At 55.3% G+C, this 18,043-nt stretch carries 16 protein-coding genes; 12 read left to right on the top strand and 4 right to left on the bottom strand.

Features of this window, described 5'->3' with window-relative positions; all coding sequences use genetic code 11:
• Nucleotides 1-240 precede the first annotated feature (240 nt).
• The 7 genes from SC206_RS06420 to uvrD all read left to right on the top strand — a co-directional run bounded on the left by SC206_RS06420 (nt 241) and on the right by uvrD (nt 8,703).
• Nucleotides 241-2,799, top strand: coding sequence for a class I adenylate cyclase (locus tag SC206_RS06420; RefSeq protein ID WP_332735321.1), 2,559 nt, complete (start codon nt 241-243; stop codon nt 2,797-2,799).
• Between the two features lie 155 nt (nt 2,800-2,954).
• Entirely contained in the window at nt 2,955-3,155 is a 201-nt protein-coding gene (gene lptM, locus SC206_RS06415; RefSeq protein WP_332735390.1) for an LPS translocon maturation chaperone LptM, read from the top strand.
• A gap of 58 nt (nt 3,156-3,213) precedes the next feature.
• The gene (dapF, locus tag SC206_RS06410; RefSeq protein WP_332735319.1) at nt 3,214-4,038 is read left to right on the top strand and encodes a diaminopimelate epimerase; all 825 of its coding nucleotides are present in this window, start codon (nt 3,214-3,216) and stop codon (nt 4,036-4,038) included.
• The gene (locus SC206_RS06405) at nt 4,035-4,739 is read left to right on the top strand and encodes a DUF484 domain-containing protein (RefSeq protein WP_332735317.1); all 705 of its coding nucleotides are present in this window, start codon (nt 4,035-4,037) and stop codon (nt 4,737-4,739) included. The genes dapF and SC206_RS06405 overlap by 4 nt, the downstream gene beginning before the upstream one ends.
• Nucleotides 4,736-5,650, top strand: a complete 915-nt coding sequence (gene xerC / locus SC206_RS06400) for a tyrosine recombinase XerC (RefSeq protein ID WP_332735315.1) — start codon at nt 4,736-4,738, stop codon at nt 5,648-5,650. The genes SC206_RS06405 and xerC overlap by 4 nt, the downstream gene beginning before the upstream one ends.
• Entirely contained in the window at nt 5,650-6,366 is a 717-nt protein-coding gene (gene yigB / locus SC206_RS06395) for a 5-amino-6-(5-phospho-D-ribitylamino)uracil phosphatase YigB (protein WP_332735313.1), read from the top strand. Before xerC ends, yigB begins: the two co-directional genes overlap by 1 nt.
• Before the next feature lie 171 nt (nt 6,367-6,537).
• A complete protein-coding gene (gene uvrD, locus SC206_RS06390; RefSeq protein ID WP_332735311.1) occupies nt 6,538-8,703 on the top strand; it encodes a DNA helicase II in 2,166 nt (721 codons plus the stop codon).
• Nucleotides 8,704-8,992: 289 nt separating this feature from the next.
• Here the strand turns inward: uvrD and SC206_RS06385 are convergent, their stop codons facing one another.
• Nucleotides 8,993-9,469, bottom strand: coding sequence for a WbuC family cupin fold metalloprotein (locus SC206_RS06385; protein WP_332735309.1), 477 nt, complete (start codon nt 9,467-9,469; stop codon nt 8,993-8,995).
• A gap of 477 nt (nt 9,470-9,946) precedes the next feature.
• On the opposite strand from SC206_RS06385, the gene corA reads away from it, so the two are divergent.
• Together corA and SC206_RS06375 are read left to right on the top strand one after the other, a co-directional pair.
• Nucleotides 9,947-10,900 (top strand): magnesium/cobalt transporter CorA, encoded by a 954-nt coding sequence (gene corA, locus SC206_RS06380; protein WP_332735307.1) that lies wholly within the window; start codon nt 9,947-9,949, stop codon nt 10,898-10,900.
• Between the two features lie 199 nt (nt 10,901-11,099).
• Nucleotides 11,100-12,149, top strand: coding sequence for an AbrB family transcriptional regulator (locus SC206_RS06375; RefSeq protein WP_332735304.1), 1,050 nt, complete (start codon nt 11,100-11,102; stop codon nt 12,147-12,149).
• Here the strand turns inward: SC206_RS06375 and rarD are convergent.
• Nucleotides 12,142-13,077 (bottom strand): EamA family transporter RarD, encoded by a 936-nt coding sequence (rarD, locus tag SC206_RS06370; protein ID WP_332735302.1) that lies wholly within the window; start codon nt 13,075-13,077, stop codon nt 12,142-12,144. The genes SC206_RS06375 and rarD overlap by 8 nt on opposite strands.
• An 87-nt stretch (nt 13,078-13,164) precedes the next feature.
• A complete protein-coding gene (locus tag SC206_RS06365) occupies nt 13,165-13,647 on the bottom strand; it encodes a thioesterase family protein (protein ID WP_332735300.1) in 483 nt (160 codons plus the stop codon).
• 215 nt (nt 13,648-13,862) lie between these two features.
• Between SC206_RS06365 and pldA the strand changes: the two genes are divergently transcribed.
• The 3 genes from pldA to rhtC all read left to right on the top strand — a co-directional run bounded on the left by pldA (nt 13,863) and on the right by rhtC (nt 17,358).
• The gene (gene pldA, locus SC206_RS06360) at nt 13,863-14,741 is read left to right on the top strand and encodes a phospholipase A (protein WP_332735298.1); all 879 of its coding nucleotides are present in this window, start codon (nt 13,863-13,865) and stop codon (nt 14,739-14,741) included.
• A 110-nt stretch (nt 14,742-14,851) separates the two neighbouring features.
• Nucleotides 14,852-16,684: an ATP-dependent DNA helicase RecQ gene (gene recQ, locus SC206_RS06355; protein ID WP_332735295.1), complete on the top strand. Its 1,833-nt coding sequence runs from the start codon at nt 14,852-14,854 to the stop codon at nt 16,682-16,684.
• A 44-nt stretch (nt 16,685-16,728) separates the two neighbouring features.
• A complete protein-coding gene (rhtC, locus tag SC206_RS06350; RefSeq protein WP_332735293.1) occupies nt 16,729-17,358 on the top strand; it encodes a threonine export protein RhtC in 630 nt (209 codons plus the stop codon).
• Nucleotides 17,359-17,424: 66 nt separating this feature from the next.
• On the opposite strand, the gene SC206_RS06345 is transcribed toward rhtC, so the two are convergent.
• Nucleotides 17,425-18,036 (bottom strand): hypothetical protein, encoded by a 612-nt coding sequence (locus SC206_RS06345; protein ID WP_332735291.1) that lies wholly within the window; start codon nt 18,034-18,036, stop codon nt 17,425-17,427.
• Nucleotides 18,037-18,043: the final 7 nt, after the last annotated feature.

The raw sequence follows: 18,043 nt of genomic DNA, 5'->3' as shown, positions 1-18,043 counted from the left end.
GGGAGTTAGTGCGGGTAAACAGGGAAATTTGTGGCGTGACGTATAAGGAAGTAAAATGTATAAAGACGCAACAGTAATTGTGGTGCGTTACTTCCTTTACCGTCAAACGGCAAGGTGTTAAATTGATCACGTTTCCAGCAAATATTCGTCAATTCATAATATAAATTAAAGCTTAGTAAAAGCTCACGACGAATTTGGAGACGGGGTTGTTTCCAAACACTGAAAATCAGGCGAATAGTCTTGTACCTCTACATCGAGACATTAAAGCAAAGATTGGATGCAATAAATCAGCTACGCGTTGATCGCGCCGTTGTGGCTCAGGGTCCCGCTTTCCAGCAGGTCTACAGTCTGTTGCCCATCTTGTTACATCATCATCATCCACTGATGCCGGGTTACCTTGAAGGTAAAGTGCCCCACGGCGTCTGCATCTTCACGCCTGATGAATCCCAGCAAGCCTGGCTGAACGACCTCGAAGAAAAAAGCGCTCACCCGATCGAACCGACCATAAAGGGCGAATTGCCGATAACCGGCGTTTATTCGATGGGCAGCACCTCCTCTATTGGCCAGAGCCAAAGCTCTGATCTCGACATTTGGGTCTGCCACCAATCCTGGCTCGACAACGAAGAGCGCAACCGCCTGCAGCAAAAATGTTCGCTGCTCGAACAGTGGGCGGCGTCGCTGGGCGTTGAAGTCAGCTTCTTCATGATCGACGAAAACCGTTTCCGTCATAATGAAAGCGGCAGCCTGAGCGGTGAAGACTGCGGTTCCACGCAACATATTCTGCTGCTCGACGAATTTTACCGTACCGCCGTGCGCCTCGCGGGTAAACGTATTCTGTGGAATATGGTGCCCGGCGAAGAAGAGCCGCATTACGACGAATACGTGCTCTCCCTTTATTCACAGGGCGCGCTGACCCCGAACGAGTGGCTCGACCTCGGCGGGCTGAGCACGCTCTCAGCCGAAGAGTATTTCGGTGCCAGCCTGTGGCAGCTCTATAAAAGTATCGACTCGCCTTATAAAGCCGTGTTGAAAACGCTGCTGCTCGAAGCCTATTCCTGGGAATATCCGAATACCCAACTGCTGGCGATGGATATCAAACAGCGCCTGCATCAGGGCGAAATCGTCTGTTTTGGGCTCGACGCTTACTGCATGATGCTGGACCGCGTTACCCGTTATCTGACGCAAATTGAAGATTTCACCCGCCTCGATTTAGTGCGCCGCTGTTTCTATCTCAAAGTGTGCGAGAAGCTTTCGCGCGCGCGCGCTTCTGTCGGCTGGCGACGTGAAATCCTGACCCAGCTGGTCAGCGAATGGGGCTGGAGCGCCGAGCGTCTTGAAATTCTCGACAACCGCGCCAACTGGAAAATCGAGCGCGTGCGTGAAGCGCACAACGAATTGCTCGACGCGATGATGCAAAGCTATCGAAATCTTATCCGCTTTGCGCGCCGCAACAATCTCAGCGTCAGCGCCAGTCCGCAGGATATCGGCGTGCTGACCCGCAAACTCTACGCCGCGTTTGAAGCGCTGCCGGGCAAGGTCACGCTGGTCAATCCGCAAATTTCTCCCGACCTGTCCGAAAGCGACCTGACCTTTATTCATGTACCCGTTGGCCGCGCCAATCGTACCGGCTGGTATCTTTATAACCAGTCGCCGTCGATGGATTCAATCATCAGCCATCAGCCGCTGGAATATAACCGCTATCTGAGCAAGCTGGTGGCGTGGGCCTATTTCAACGGATTGCTGACGCCGACGACCCGTCTGCATATAAAGAGCAGCAATCTGTGTGATATTTCCAAGCTGCGCGAGCTGGTCGCCGACGTGTCGCACAACTTCCCGATTCGCCTGCCCGCGCCAACGCCGAAAGCGTTGTACAGCCCCTGCGAAATTCGCCACCTGTCGATTATCGTCAATCTCGAACACGATCCGACCGCGGCGTTCCGCAATCAGGTGGTGCATTTTGACTTCCGTAAACTCGACGTTTTCAGCTTCGGCGAGCAGCAGCAGTGTCTGGTCGGCAGTATCGACCTGCTCTATCGCAACTCGTGGAACGAAGTGCGAACGCTGCATTTCAACAGCGAGCAGGCTGTGCTCGAGGCGCTGAAAACCATTCTCGGCAAGATGCATCAAGACGCCGCGCCGCCCGAATCCGTCGAAGTATTCTGCTACAGCCAGCACCTGCGCGGCTTAATCCGCACCCGAATTCAGCAGTTAGTCTCTGAATGCATCGAGCTGCGCCTGTCGAGCAAACGTCTGGAGCCGGGCCGATTCAAAGCGGTGCGAGTTTCTGGGCAAACGTGGGGCCTGTTCTTCGAACGTCTGAGCGTTTCCGTGCAGAAACTCGAAAACGCCATCGAGTTTTACGGCGCTATCTCGAACAACAAGCTGCACGGCCGCTCCATAAAAGTCGATACTTCGCAGGTGCATCTGCCGTCGGCGGTGGATGGCTACGCCAGCGAAGGGATCATTCAGTTCTTCTTCGAGTCCACCAGCGAAGACGGCGGCTTTACCATCTATATTCTCGACGAGTCGAACCGCGTCGAGGTTTATCACCATTGCGAAGGCAGTAAAGAGGATCTGGTGCGCGACGTCAGCCGTTTCTACTCGTCGTCACACGACCGATTTACCTACGGCTCGAGCTTTGTGAACTTTAATCTGCCGCAGTTTTACCAGATTGTTTCACTCGACGGCCGCACGCAGGTGATCCCTTTTCGCAGCAACGTGCTGCCTCAGCTGGCAGCCGTCGCGCCAGAGGCAGGCTTGGCGGCGGCCAATCTGGCGCAGCAGTTTCAAATCCACTGATCCACCGCCTCTGCGCTAAATGCAGCCTCGGTCGTTCCCTGTTTTGATATCCGATTCCTATTGCTTTTCATGATCCACCTGCGATTATAGAGAGCTTGGACGGTGACTCGCAGATCCCGATTAAAATGAAAACAAACAACATGAAAACGCTGAATATGAAAACCGCACTCCGTTGGTCTCTGGCCTCGATGGTCCTGTTTGCGCTCTCCGGCTGTGGCTTGAAAGGCCCTCTCTATTTTCCGCCGGCCGACAAAACCAGCGCCAAAAAAGTCGTGGTGCCTAACCAGCAGCCGTCGGCCACGCCGGGCGTCTCTCCCGATCGTGACGCGCAAAAGAACAGCTCGTCGCAATACTAATCATCAGGCTACAGGATCATTACGTCTGGCGATGGCCAGGCGTCAAGCGGAGTAAGATATGCAGTTCGCTAAAATGCACGGCTTGGGCAATGACTTTATGGTCGTTGACGCCGTCACCCAAAATGTTTACTTCTCTCCCGAACTGATCCGCCGACTTTCCGATCGTCACCGTGGCGTCGGCTTTGACCAGCTGCTGGTCGTCGAACCGCCTTACGATCCCGAGCTGGATTTTCACTACCGTATCTTCAACGCCGACGGCAGCGAAGTGATGCAGTGTGGCAACGGCGCGCGCTGTTTCGCCCGTTTCGTGCGGATTAAAGGCTTAACCAACAAGCGCGACATTCAGGTCAGCACCCAGAACGGCCGCATGACGCTGACGGTCACCGAAGACGAGCTGGTGACGGTGAATATGGGCGAGCCGATTTTCGAGCCGCAGCAAATTCCCTTCCGCGCGCCGAAACCCGAGAAAACCTACATTTTGCGGGCGGAAGAGCACACCGTACTGTGCGGCGTGGTGTCGATGGGCAATCCGCACTGCGTGTTGCAGGTCGATGACGTGCTGACCGCCAGCGTTGAACAACTCGGTCCGCTGCTCGAAAGTCACGAGCGTTTTCCCGAGCGCGTGAACGTCGGCTTTATGCAGGTGCTCAATTCGAACAGCGTCAAGCTGCGGGTTTACGAGCGCGGCGCGGGCGAAACGCAGGCCTGCGGCAGCGGCGCCTGTGCGGCAGTCGCGATTGGCATTCAGCAAGGCTTGCTGGAAGAAGAAGTTCAGGTAGAACTGCCGGGAGGCAGCCTCGACATTCGCTGGAAAGGCCCGGGTCATCCGCTCTATATGACCGGTCCTGCCACCCATGTTTATGACGGATTTATTCATCTATGAACAATCTCGATGACCAGATTGATAGCGTAACCGAACTCGATGACGAGCTGGTCATGCAGTATTTGCTGCAAAACCCGGATTTCTTTATCAGAAACGCGCGAAGCGTAGAACAGCTGCACGTGCCGCATCCGGTGAAAGGCAGCACCTCGCTGGTGGAGTGGCAGCTCGGACGTCAGCGCCATCAAATCGCGCAGCTCGAAGAAGAGATCACGCTGCTGATGGAGCAGGCGACCATCAACGAAACGCTGTTTGCGCGACTCATTGAATTGCAGGCCAATCTGGCCGATGCCACCAGCTTGCAGGACATGCTTAACCGCCTGCAACGCTGGGGGCGCGGTTTTGGTCTGGCCGGTGCCAATATTCGACTGTTCAGCGAAAGCTGGCGCATCGGCGCGCCGTCTGATTTCACGCATCTGGCGTTAAACCGCAGTGCGTTTGAATCACTTCGTATTCAACGGCTTGGCGACACCCAGCACTATCTTGGCAGCCTGAACGGGCCAGAGCTGTTGCTGGTTCTGCCACAGGCCAAGGCGGTCGGTTCCGTCGCGCTGTCATTAATGGGCGATCACGGCGAGTTGGGCATGCTGATTTTCAGCAGCCGCGATCCCCAGCATTATCAGGCCGGAATGGGCACGGTGATGCTCGACCAGCTCGCCAAAATGCTGCCCGGTTTGATTTCGCGCTGGATTGAACGCGTATGATTGCCCCCGCCGATTCGCCTCTGCAACCCGCCGTCGACGCGTTTTTGCGTTATCTGCGCGTTGAACGTCAGCTAAGTCCGCTGACCCAGAGCAGTTATCATCATCAGCTGCAGGCGCTGATCGGCATGGCGACAGAGTTAACCCTTACCGACTGGCGCGACCTCGATGCCGCGAAGGTCAGAATGCTGGCCTCGCGCAGCAAGCGTGCCGGTCTCGGCGCGTCGAGTCTGGCGCTGCGCATGTCCGCGTTGCGCAGTTTTCTCGACTGGCAGGTCTATCAAGGCGTGTTGAAGGCCAATCCGGCAAAAGGGATTTCGACCCCGCGTGCGCCGCGGCACCTGCCGAAAAATATTGATGTCGACGAAGTCGGGCAACTGCTGGATATCGACCTCAATGATCCTTTAGCCGTGCGCGACCGCGCGATGCTGGAAGTGATGTACGGCGCGGGTCTGCGTCTTTCCGAGCTGGTCGGCATTAATATCGGCCACGTCGATTTGCCTTCCGGTGAAGTCTGGGTGATGGGTAAAGGCAGCAAAGAGCGCAAGCTGCCGATTGGCCGCACCGCCGTGACCTGGCTCGAAAACTGGCTGGCGCTGCGGGATTTGTTTGGTCCCGAAGATGACGCAATGTTTCTCTCTAATCAAGGCCGACGGATTTCTACCCGCAACGTGCAAAAACGTTTTGCCGAGTGGGGCATCAAGCAGGGCGTGAACAGCCATATTCATCCCCACAAGCTGCGCCACTCTTTTGCGACTCACGTTCTGGAGTCGAGCGGCGATCTGCGCGCGGTTCAGGAGTTACTGGGCCACGCCAATCTGTCGACCACCCAAATCTATACCCACCTCGACTTCCAACATCTGGCGTCCGTTTACGATGCCGCGCATCCCCGCGCTAAACGAGGAAAATCCTGATGAAGTTTTATCGTCCCCTACGACAGATCGACGCGATCACTTTCGATCTCGACGACACGCTCTACGACAATTATCCGGTCATCGTGCGTACCGAATCGGAAACCATGGCGTTTCTGCGCCAGTATCATCCGGCTACGGCGGATATCGAAGCGGCAGAGTGGAAGGCGGTGCGGGCAGAGCTGCTTGAACAGGATGCCGAGATTTATCATGATGTTACCGCGTGGCGGCACAGGGCGCTGCATCTCACCATGCTGCGTCGCGGACTGAGTGAAGCCGAAGCGACGGCGGGTGCCGAAGCCACCATGCAAAACTTCGCCCAGTGGCGCAGCCGCATTGACGTGCCGCAAGAAACCCACGACACGCTCGCCGCGCTCGGCAAAAAGTTCCCGCTGGTGGCGATCACCAACGGCAATGCCAATCCTGACCTGTTCGGGCTTTCAAAGTATTTTGAATTTACGCTGGTGGCCGGACGCGATGGACGATCAAAACCGTGGCGCGACATGTACCACCTGGCGGCCGAGCGTTTAAACGTGCCGCTGGCAAATATTCTTCACGTTGGCGATGATCTCACTACCGACGTCGCCGGCGCGGTGCGCTGCGGCATGCAGGCCTGCTGGATAAACCTGCGCGAACACAATCTGATGACCGCCCGCGATGCGCGCCTGCTGCCCCACATCGAGATCAACCAATTGGCATCGCTGACCACGCTGCTATAATCCGCAGGTAGCCATTTCGGCTAAAATACTGTATATAACAGCAGTAAACCTCCTCGCGTTGCGCGCACGTATGTTGTAAACGTATTGTGTAAACATGTTTTGTAAACGTATTTTGCAAAAATGCAACGCACAGCGCGGGGATGCATTTCTCTATCCGGACAAACGGTGCTTATGGACGTTTCTGACCTGCTCGACAGCCTAAATGAAAAACAACGCGAGGCCGTAGGCGCGCCGCGCAGCAATTTGCTGGTGCTGGCGGGCGCGGGCAGCGGCAAAACGCGCGTGCTGGTGCATCGCATCGCCTGGCTGCTGTCGGTAGAGAACTGCTCGCCGTATTCTATTATGGCGGTAACCTTTACCAATAAAGCCGCCGCCGAGATGCGCCATCGTATCGAACAGCTGATCGGCACCAGTCAGGGTGGCATGTGGATTGGTACGTTCCACGGGCTGGCGCACCGCCTGCTGCGCGCGCACCATCTTGACGCCAATCTGCCACAGGATTTCCAGATTCTCGACAGCGACGACCAGCTGCGTCTGCTCAAGCGCATCATCAAGGCGCTGAACATCGACGACAAACAGTGGCCGCCACGTCAGGCAATGTGGTACATCAACGGCAAAAAAGATGAAGGTCTGCGTCCGCAACACATTGAAAGCTATAATAATCCGGTGGAAGCTACCTGGTTACGCATCTATCAGGCCTATCAGGAAGCCTGCGATCGCGCGGGTCTGGTCGATTTCGCCGAGCTGCTGCTGCGCGCTCACGAACTGTGGCTGAACAAGCCGCACATCTTGCAGCACTATCGCGAGCGCTTTACCAACCTGATGGTCGACGAATTCCAGGATACCAACAGCATTCAGTACGCCTGGATTCGCCTGCTGGCCGGTGAAAATAATAACGTGATGATCGTCGGCGACGATGACCAGTCAATCTATGGCTGGCGCGGCGCGCAGGTCGAAAACATCCAGCGTTTCCTGAGTGATTTCCCGGGCGCCGAAACTATTCGCCTCGAGCAAAATTATCGTTCGACCAGCACCATTCTCAGCGCCGCCAACGCCTTAATCGCCAATAACAGTGGCCGAATGGGTAAAAACCTCTGGACCGAAGACGTCGAGGGCGAGCCGATTTCGCTCTATTGCGCCTTCAACGAGCTGGACGAATCCCGCTTCGTGGTCAATCGCATCAAGGCGTGGCAGGAAAACGGCAACGCGCTGCAAGACTGCGCCATTCTCTATCGCAGCAACGCCCAATCGCGCGTGCTGGAAGAGGCGCTGCTGCAAATGGCGATGCCTTATCGTATTTATGGCGGTCAACGATTCTTCGAACGTCAGGAGATCAAAGACGCGCTGGCTTATCTGCGTTTGATGGCCAATCGCAATGACGATGCCGCCTTCGAGCGCGTGGTGAACACGCCAACGCGCGGCGTCGGTGACCGCACGCTCGACGTGGTGCGACAAACCGCCCGCGATCGCCAGCTGACAATGTGGCAGGCCACGCGCGCGCTGCTGCAAGAAAAAGCGCTGGCCGGACGCGCTGCCTCCGCACTTCAGCGTTTTACCGAGCTGGTCGACGCGCTGGCGCATGAAACCTCCGAGATGCCGCTGCACGTGCAAACCGACCGCGTTATCAAAGATTCCGGCCTGTTTATCATGTATGAGCAGGAGAAGGGCGAAAAAGGCCAGGCGCGTATCGAAAACCTTGAGGAGCTGGTGACGGCAACCCGTCAGTTCAGCTATCAGGATGAAGATATGGACATGATGCCGCTTCAGGCGTTTCTTTCTCACGCGTCTCTGGAGGCGGGCGAAGGCCAGGCCGATGCTTATCAAGATGCCGTTCAACTGATGACGCTGCACTCGGCCAAAGGGCTGGAGTTCCCGCAGGTCTTTATTGTCGGCATGGAAGAGGGCATGTTCCCGAGCCAGATGTCGCTCGATGAGGGCGGTCGTCTCGAAGAAGAGCGCCGTTTGGCTTACGTGGGCGTGACGCGTGCGATGAGAAAGCTGACGCTGACGTACGCCGAAACCCGCCGACTGTATGGTAAAGAGGTTTATCACCGTCCGTCGCGCTTTGTTGGCGAGCTGCCCGAAAACTGTGTCGAAGAGGTGCGTCTGCGTGCCAGCGTGACTCGCAAGGTCAACCATCGCAGCATGGGAACGCCGGTGGTCGCGGAAAACGACAGCGGCTTCAAGCTAGGGCAGCGCGTGCGTCACCCGAAATTCGGCGAAGGCACGATAGTAAATATGGAAGGCAGTGGGGATCACAGCCGGCTGCAAGTTGCCTTTCCCAACGAAGGCATCAAATGGCTGGTGATGGCTTACGCCCGTTTAGACGCAGTCTAACGGCGCGTAAGCTTAGGCGGGCTATTTTGCTTGCCATTTTGAGCTTGTGCAGTGCTCGCAATGCTCACGTACCCATGTACGCTCCGCTTGCTGCGCGCTGTCCGCACTCAATATGCCTGCGACGCTTGCGCCCTTGAAGTTATTCTGGACGGGCTAGCTTACTTGCTCTATTGAGATTGGGCAGTGCTCGAACTCCTCACATACTCATGTATGCTGCGGGTTCTGCGCGCTGTCCGCACTCAATATAGCCGCGACGCTTGCGCCCTCGGGTAGAGCTGTAGTTAAAACCTTAAAACTTGATCTTATCGCCGACTTTGGCGGTGGCGTACCAGGCCATGATGGCGTGGGATTTTTCGTCGCCTTCGGCTGGGCTGTTAGGGAAGGTGTCTTCTTCGGGAACGGGGACGTAAGGACCCTGTTTCAGTTCGAAGAAGGCGCTGCCGCTGTCGAGGGAGAGGGCGCTGTGCCAGATTCCGGCGGGTATTTCTATTACTTGAGCTTCTTCTCCCAATACCACTCTTTCTGTGACTTCCCCTTCTGAATTGTAAATCAATACAACAAAACGGCCGGCCAGCGAGGTAAGGACTTCCCAAGTGTGAGGATGGCGATGAATGCGCACATAACTCTCGGGCTCCATGACGATAGCAAGGCGCTGGACGGGATCGCTGACGTCTGGGTGAAGGTTAAGGTTGCTGCGTAAACGGGGTGATTCGATGGCCTTGGTGGCAAGCTGGGTCAGGTTTTCGCTGGAGATCTGCTTTATCATTTTTATTCCCGGGAAGTGTGCATGCAAGAAGTTAGGAGTGACGCTGTTTGCCAATCAGTGTAGTCAATAAATCCTCATGGGGGTATCTGTATAGGCTATTGATGGCAGGTTGAAAATCGTGCCGAAATGTTGCGATTTTAGACATGTTGCCGGTTGACAGTCTTTTTCTTCTCGGCGTAACATGCGCGCACTATTATTTATGAGGATTTTCGCCTTGGACGCACCCAGTCGATACTGGCTCAATAATCTGTTAAGCAGGTTCCACTCCTAGGCCGTCCTCATTTGCTGACGGCCGGAGAGCGGATCAATGAATCCTGCTTAATTTGGTTGTCAGCGACCTCACCCCGTCGCTGTGAGTCAGACCTGAATCGGGTCTGAAACATAACGGTGAGCTTCACCCCGTGTTTCCCCCTTGTGCTTCAAAGCGTTGTCTATTCCTGTCGCCATTAGGCTGACACCATTAGGGAGAACGGGCACATGCTGAGTGCATTTAAATTAGAAAATAGCCGCTTATCCCGTTTGGAACTGGATGAATCAGAGGCTTTGCTGTCAGAGTCTCTGTGGGTCGATTTGGTTGAGCCTGACGAGCTGGAGCGCGATCGCGTTCAGCACGAGCTGGGGCAAAGTCTGGCAACCCGGCCGGAACTGGACGATATCGAGGCATCGGCGCGTTTCTTCGAAGATGAAGACGGGCTGCATATTCACTCCTTCTTTTATTACGAAGATGCCGAAGACCACGCGGGCAACAGCACGGTCGCGTTTACCATTCGTGACGGTCGTCTGTACACGCTGCGCGAGCGCGAGCTGCCGGCGTTTCGCCTTTATCGCATGCGCGCACGTAATCAGCAGCTGACCGACGGCAACGCCTACGAGCTACTGCTGGATCTGTTCGAAACCAAAATCGAACAGCTGGCGGATGAGATAGAAAACATTTATAGCGATTTGGAAAAGCTGAGCCGCGTGATTATGGAAGGGCAGCAGGGCGACGAATACGACGCTGCGCTCTCGACGCTGGCCGAGCTGGAAGATATCGGCTGGAAGGTGCGTTTGTGTCTGATGGATACCCAGCGCGCGCTGAACTTCCTGGTGCGCAAGGCGCGTCTGCCGGGCGGACAGCTGGAGCAGGCGCGTGAAGTGCTGCGCGACATCGAATCACTGCTGCCGCACAACGAATCGCTGTTCCAGAAGGTGAACTTCCTGATGCAGGCGGCGATGGGCTTTATCAACATCGAGCAGAACCGCATCATCAAAATCTTCTCGGTGGTCTCCGTGGTCTTCCTGCCGCCTACGCTGGTCGCGTCGAGCTACGGCATGAACTTCGAATTTATGCCCGAGCTGAAGCTGCACTTTGGTTATCCGGCGGCGCTGCTGCTGATGGTGCTCGCGGGTCTCGCGCCTTACCTTTATTTCAAACGGAAAAACTGGCTGTAGTTTTTACTTTCATTGAACAGCATCTCCAGTAAATAGCATTTTTAGTGAACAGCGTTTTTCAATAACCGCTTTCCCCAGTCACACGTTCCCCGGTTCGCCGGGGAAATTCCGCCCCTTTCGTATCCCTTTCCCGCCCAAATATGTTAACAATATCCCCATTGTTTATTTAACGCAGATCTTATCAATGTTTATGGAAAGTATGGCGCCCCGCCTCCAGTGGTGCGTGCTGGTGGTGGCGTCGCTGATTTTGGGCTTTGTCTTCCAATACTTTAACGTTCCGGCGGCACTGCTTTTAGGGCCGATGATTGTGGGCGTGGTGATGGGGATTTTCGGCGCGACGGTGCGTATTCCGGGCATTTTCTTTAAAATCGCGCAGGGCGTAATCGGCTGCATGATTGCGCAGGCGCTGTCGCCGTCGATTCTGCCGCCGCTGCTGCACGACTGGTTTTTAGTGCTGATGGTGCTGGTTTGCACGCTGCTCGCCAGCGGGCTTTCGGGCTGGTTGCTGGTGAAATTCAGCGACTTGCCGGGGCCGACGGGCGCGTGGGGATCTTCGCCGGGCGGGGCGAGCGCAATGGTGGCGATGGCGGGTGATTTCGGCGCCGACGTCCGTTTAGTGGCGTTTATGCAGTATTTGCGGGTGTTATTCGTCGCGACGGCCGCCGCCTTTGTCGCGCGCATGAGTCTTGGCGATGCCGTGTCCGGCGCGGCGTCCGTGGTGTGGTTCCCGCCGCTGGACTGGCGTTTTCTCGCCACGCCATTGCTCGCGCTGGCGGGCGTCTGGCTGGCGCCGATTTTGCGGATCCCGTCCGGCGCGCTGCTGATCCCGGCTATCGTCGGCGCGTTTGTGCATTCCACCGGCACGCTGGAACTTCAGGTGCCGGAATGGTTGCTGGCGCTGGCTTACACCTTTATCGGCTGGAGCGTGGGCCTGCGGTTTACCCGTCCCATCTTCAAACTGGCGTTGCGCACGCTGCCACAAATGATCGCCTCGATTATCGGCTTGATGCTGCTGTGCGGCGCGATGGCGTGGGTTATTACCAAAGTTATCAACGTTGATTTGCTGACTGCCTATCTCGCCACCAGTCCCGGCGGGCTGGACACGGTGGCAATTATCGCGGCGGGCAGTCACGTAGATATTTCGTTTATTATGGCGATGCAAACCTTGCGGCTGCTGACCATTATCGTGACCGGACCGGCGATGGCGCGCTTTATTTCCCGCAGCGCCACGCCCGTCTCCTCTAATTGACCGTTTGGCTTGGTAGTCCTTTTTCCGCCGTGGCGCTGGCAATTCTTTGCTGGCGCTGATGACGCAGGGCATCGGCGATAAAGAACGCCAGCCCGCCCCAGATAAAGGCGAAGGTCACCAGCTGCGACGGCTTAACGGTTTCGCCGTAAAACATCACCGCCAGCAAGAACATCAGCGTCGGCCCGATGTACTGGAAAAAACCGAGCGTCGAGAATTTCAGTCGCGAGGTGGCGGCGGTGAAGCAGAGCAGCGGGATGGTGGTGATAATCCCGGCCGCCGCCAGCAGCAGGTCCAGCGACAGCGGATTGGCCGCCAGATTGCTGGTCGCGCTGTGGGCAATAAAGAACAGATAAATTCCGGCGGCAGGCAGCAGCCACAGGGTTTCAATCAGCATACCCGACTGCGCGTCGACGGCGATTTTCTTGCGCAGCAAGCCATAGAAAGCGAAGGTCAGCGAAATGCCGATACCAATAATCGGCAAGGAACCGAAGACCCACAGTTGCACCACCACGCCCGCAAACGCCAGCACCACGGCGACCCACTGAAGGCGGCGAAAACGTTCGCCAAGAAACAGCATCCCGAGCAACACATTCACCAGTGGATTAATAAAATAGCCCAGACTGGCCTCAAGAATATGATTGTGATTAATGGCCCAGATAAACAGCAGCCAGTTTCCGCCGACCAGCAGCGCGGTTATCAGCAGCATGCAGACCTTTCTCGGCATCGCAAATACCTTGCGCACGTCGCCCCAGCTGCGGCTCAGCGACAGTAACAGCAGCATAAAAAAGAACGACCAGATGACGCGATGGGTCAGAATCTCTTCGGCGGGAACCTGTTTAAGCAGCTTGAAATAGGCGGGCGCGAGGCCCCAGATAAAATAGGCGATAAAAGCAAAAATCACGCCCTGTCGGGTGCGTTTGGCGTCCATGACAATGTCCTGATAAGTGGTTAATAATCAATAAATAATGATTATTGCTAAGGCGAGTGACGAGAAATCGAGTGAATAAAAAGTTCGCTAACCCACCAGATAAGTCGCCGTGGCGGTGGCAATATGTAATCCCTGATCGTTGTGCAGATCAACCCTCGCCACCGACACTTTATTACCCGCGCGAATTAGCGTGCTGCTGACGGTAAAATGCTCGCCACGGCCCGGACGCAGATAGTCGACGCGCAGGTCAATGGTGCCCATCTTCGATAAACGCTGGCGCAGCTCGGCTTCCAGCAGCGGATGCTCGGGTTTGTCGAAACGCACCAGCGCGGCGCTGACGCAGACCAGTCCGGCCGCCACGTCGAGCACGGAAGCAATCACGCCGCCGTGAAGAATTTTCTGCACATCGTTACCCACCAGACGATGTTGGTTCTTGAAATTCAGCTCGGCGTAATCCTTTTCCAGCCGTTGAAGTTCAAGCCCAAGCTCGCGGTTGAAGGGCATGTCATAGATGAAAATCCGGCCAATCAGCTGGCGGGCGGAATCGTGCGTCAACGGCGTTACAGACATGAAAATTTCCTGATCGATAAAAAAAGGCGTGGGCAAGTTGTAAATTAATTGTTGATTTTAGGCCGCAAAAATATTGATTTCCAGCTTACCAATGCTAAACCTAACGCGACGTGAAATTGTGTGTAGAATGTCCTGTTTTTTTGAAAAATAAATCAATCGGCAAACCTTGAGAATGCCGTCGACTGACAAAACATTTTTATTTTGGGATGAAGAGAATGCGTAATTCTTGGGCCGTTGGCGCTGCCATGTTAGCCATACCTTTAATCAGCCACGCTGATGAAGCAAAGATTCAGGACGTGCATGATACGCCAAGCGTGCGTGGCAGCGTGATCGCCAACATGCTGCAAAAGCACGACAACCCTTTTACGCTTTATCCTTACGAATCAAACTACATTCTTTATACCTACACCAACCACATCAACAAAGACGCGATTCAGTCCTATAACTGGGCGGATAATGCGAAAAATGATGAGGTCGAGTTTCAGCTGAGTCTGGCGTTCCCACTGTGGCGCGGCATTGCCGGTGATAACTCGGTGCTGGGCGCGTCTTACACGCAAAAATCGTTCTGGCAGCTGTCGAACAGCGCCGAGTCTTCGCCGTTCCGCGAAACCAACTACGAGCCGCAGCTGTTTTTGGCTTGGGCTACAGATTACGAAGCGCTGGGTTGGACCCTGCGTGAAGCGGAATATGGTGTTAACCACCAGTCGAATGGCCGTGCCGATCCGACCTCTCGCAGCTGGAACCGCGTCTATGCGCGTTTTATGGCGCAAAACGGAAACTGGCAGGTTGACCTTAAACCGTGGTACCGCATTCCAGAAAACGAAAATAATGACGATAATCCGGACATGACCAAGTATATGGGTTACTACCGGCTTAAAATAGGCTACGCGCTGGGTGACAGTGTGATCAGCCTGACCACGCGCTACAACTGGAACACCGGTTACGGCGGCGGTGATTTGGCGTGGAGCTATCCGATTACCCCTCACGTTCGCTTCTACACCCAGGTGTTCAGCGGTTACGGGGAGTCATTGATTGACTACAACTACAAGCAGACTCGCGTCGGTGTTGGTATCATACTCAACGATATGATGTAAAAGACTCACCGGCACTAGCCAAACTCGGCGCGGTATTTTCGCTAATCCGCTGTTAATCCAGCAGGTTAGTCGGCTATCGCGCATGAGTGTCATAAATTTTGGGGAAGAGAGTGTCAACGGCGGCAGTAATAGATAAAGAGTTGCTGGCAGAACAGGTGCTACGCGATACCTTCGGCTATCAGCAATTCCGACCGGGTCAGCAAACGATCATCAACACGGCGATATCAGGCAAAGACTGTCTGGTCGTTATGCCTACGGGCGGCGGTAAATCGTTGTGTTATCAAATTCCTGCTCTGGTCATGGACGGACTGACGCTGGTGGTTTCTCCGCTGATTTCCCTGATGAAAGATCAGGTCGATCAGCTGATGGCCGCCGGTGTAGAAGCCGGTTGTCTGAACTCAACCCAAACTCGCGAGCAGCAGCTCGACGTCATGGACGGCTGTCGCAGCGGGCGCATTAAAATGCTTTATATCGCCCCCGAGCGTCTGACCATGGGCGATTTCCTCGAGCAGTTGCAGCAGTGGAATCCGGCGATGCTGGCGGTCGACGAAGCGCACTGTATCTCTCAGTGGGGCCATGATTTCCGTCCCGAATATCGCGCGCTCGGCCAGCTGAAACTACGCTATCCGCAACTGCCGGTCATCGCCCTGACGGCGACTGCCGACGAGGCTACGCGTAATGACATCGTGCGCCTGCTCGAACTCAACGATCCGTTAGTTCAGGTCAGCAGTTTTGACCGCCCCAATATTCGTTACACGCTGGTTGAAAAGTTTAAACCGCTGGATCAGCTGTTGCGCTTTGTTCAAGACCAGCGCGGCAAAAGCGGCATTATTTATTGCGGCAGCCGCGCCAAGGTAGAAGACACCGCCGCGCGTCTGCAAAGTCGCGGCATTAGCGTTGGCGCCTATCACGCCGGGCTGGACAACGAGACGCGCTCGCGGGTGCAAGATGCTTTCCAGCGTGATGACGTGCAAATCGTGGTCGCGACCGTCGCCTTTGGCATGGGGATCAACAAGCCCAACGTGCGTTTTGTGGTGCATTTTGATATCCCGCGCAACATCGAATCTTACTATCAGGAAACGGGGCGCGCCGGACGTGATGGCCTGCCCGCCGAAGCGCTGCTGCTCTACGATCCGGCCGATATGACCTGGCTGCGCCGCTGTCTGGATGAAAAACCGCCGGGCGCGCAGCAGGATGTCGAACGCCATAAGCTCAACGCGATGGGCGCATTTGCCGAAGCGCAAACCTGCCGTCGTCTGGTGCTGCTCAACTACTTTGGCGAAGGCAAGCAGGAAGCCTGCGGCAACTGCGATATCTGTCTCGATCCACCAAAACGCTACGACGGTTTAGTCGACGCGCAAAAAGCGTTGTCCTGCGTTTATCGCGTCGGCCAGCGTTTTGGTCTGGGCTACGTGGTGGAAGTGCTGCGCGGGGCCAACAATCAGCGAATTCGCGAATATGGCCACGACAAGCTGCCTATTTACGGCATGGGCCGTGAGCAGAGCAACGAACACTGGATTAGCGTGGTGCGCCAGCTGATTCACCTCGGACTGATTACCCAGAATATTGCCATGCACTCGGCGCTACAGCTTACCGAAGCCGCAAGGCCGGTGCTGCGCGGCGAAGTTCCGCTACAGCTGGCGGTGCCGCGTCTGCAAACGCTCAAGATTCGTGGCAGCAATACGCAGAAAACCTACGGCGGCAATTACGATCGCAAACTGTTTGCCAAACTGCGCAAGCTGCGTAAAACGCTGGCCGATGAGGGCAATGTGCCACCGTACGTGGTGTTCAACGATACGTCGCTGCTGGAAATGGCGGAGCAGCTGCCTGTTAGCGCGGGCGAAATGCTGAATATCACCGGCGTTGGGCAGCGCAAACTCGAAAAATTTGGTCGTCCGTTCATGGCTTTGATCCGTGATCACATTGATAACGACGATGAATAGGTAGAATCGGACTCATTCAAGATAATCACAGGGAGTAGTAGAAAATGTTGATTCTGTTTTTAACCGTTGCCGCCGTGCATCTGGTGGCGTTGATGTCACCCGGCCCCGACTTTTTCTTCGTTTCGCAGACGGCAATGAGCCGCTCGCGCAAAGAGGCGATGATGGGCGTGTTTGGCATTACGCTGGGCGTGCTGGTTTGGGCGGCGGTGGCATTAATGGGTCTGCATCTTCTGCTGCAAAAAATGGCGTGGTTACAGCAAGTTATCACCGTCGGTGGCGGCTTGTATCTGCTGTGGATGGGTTGGCAGCTGCTGAAATCGGCACGAGCGAAAAAGGCGGCCGGTGATACGGCGGCGGAAAGCCAGCCAGTGGTCTTGCCCGCGCGCGGTAAAACCTTTATGCGCGGCCTGCTGACTAACCTTTCCAATCCGAAAGCGGTGATTTATTTCGGCAGTATCTTTTCACTGTTTGTGGGCGACAGCGTCGGCAACGGCGAGCGTTGGGGCATTTTCGCGTTGATCACGCTGGAAACGCTGGCCTGGTTCACCGTCGTCACGATGGTTTTCGCCCTGCCGGTGATGCGTCGCGGCTACCAGCGTTTAGCCAAATGGATTGACGGCGTAGCCGGCGTGCTATTCGCCGGTATCGGTATCCACCTGATCATATCTCGCTAACCCGCTGTTATAGCTATTAAAAAGCCGCCTCGAGGGCGGCTTTTTTGCTATTAAAATCTGAAAAACTTAAGCAGCAAGCGCTGCGATTTTTCGTTTATCTTCGGCAATTAAAATGACCCCCCAATTGGTTTTATCGGGATGTTCACTCCAAATAGCGCTTTCAGGAATACCTTTGCCGTCATAAGCAAGCTTCTGCCCGTTATAAGGATAAAAGAGACCAGCTTCAGCATCTAAGACAAACACGGCAAGCTTTTCAGATTGTTTGGCAATGTGTTGCCACAGCGCCTTGCCGCCTTCGTAATGTTCATTGTCGCTTGCCAGCGTAATACCGCATTCCGTGACGAGCAGCTCGTAGAGCATGGTGGCTAATCCTGAAAACTGTTGGCGCGGATCGACAATGATACCTTCCACCTGTAGCGCTTCGGAATCCTGCCAAAATCGTTCAACGGCGAGAACGTTATCGCCCACGGCAAGTTTGCGGTTCAGGTCAAGTTTGGCAATCACACGGTGGCGTGGCGTGCCATTAAACTCTTCGAGATCAACACGAATAATGGCAGCTACCGGCGCTGATGGATTATAAATTGCTGCCATAGCAATGCCCGACATCTCGAATTCGTGAATGACCGAAAATGCCCGCTTAACAGCAGAGGGGCTGTAGGTCGTTGGCATAATGATCATGGTTGAA

Origin of the sequence: Rouxiella sp. T17 (assembly GCF_036663475.1) — a bacterium.
Lineage (GTDB): Bacteria > Pseudomonadota > Gammaproteobacteria > Enterobacterales > Enterobacteriaceae > Rouxiella.
The sequence above is the reverse complement of the archived record's forward strand: the minus strand, read 5'-3'. Positions and strand labels throughout refer to the sequence as shown.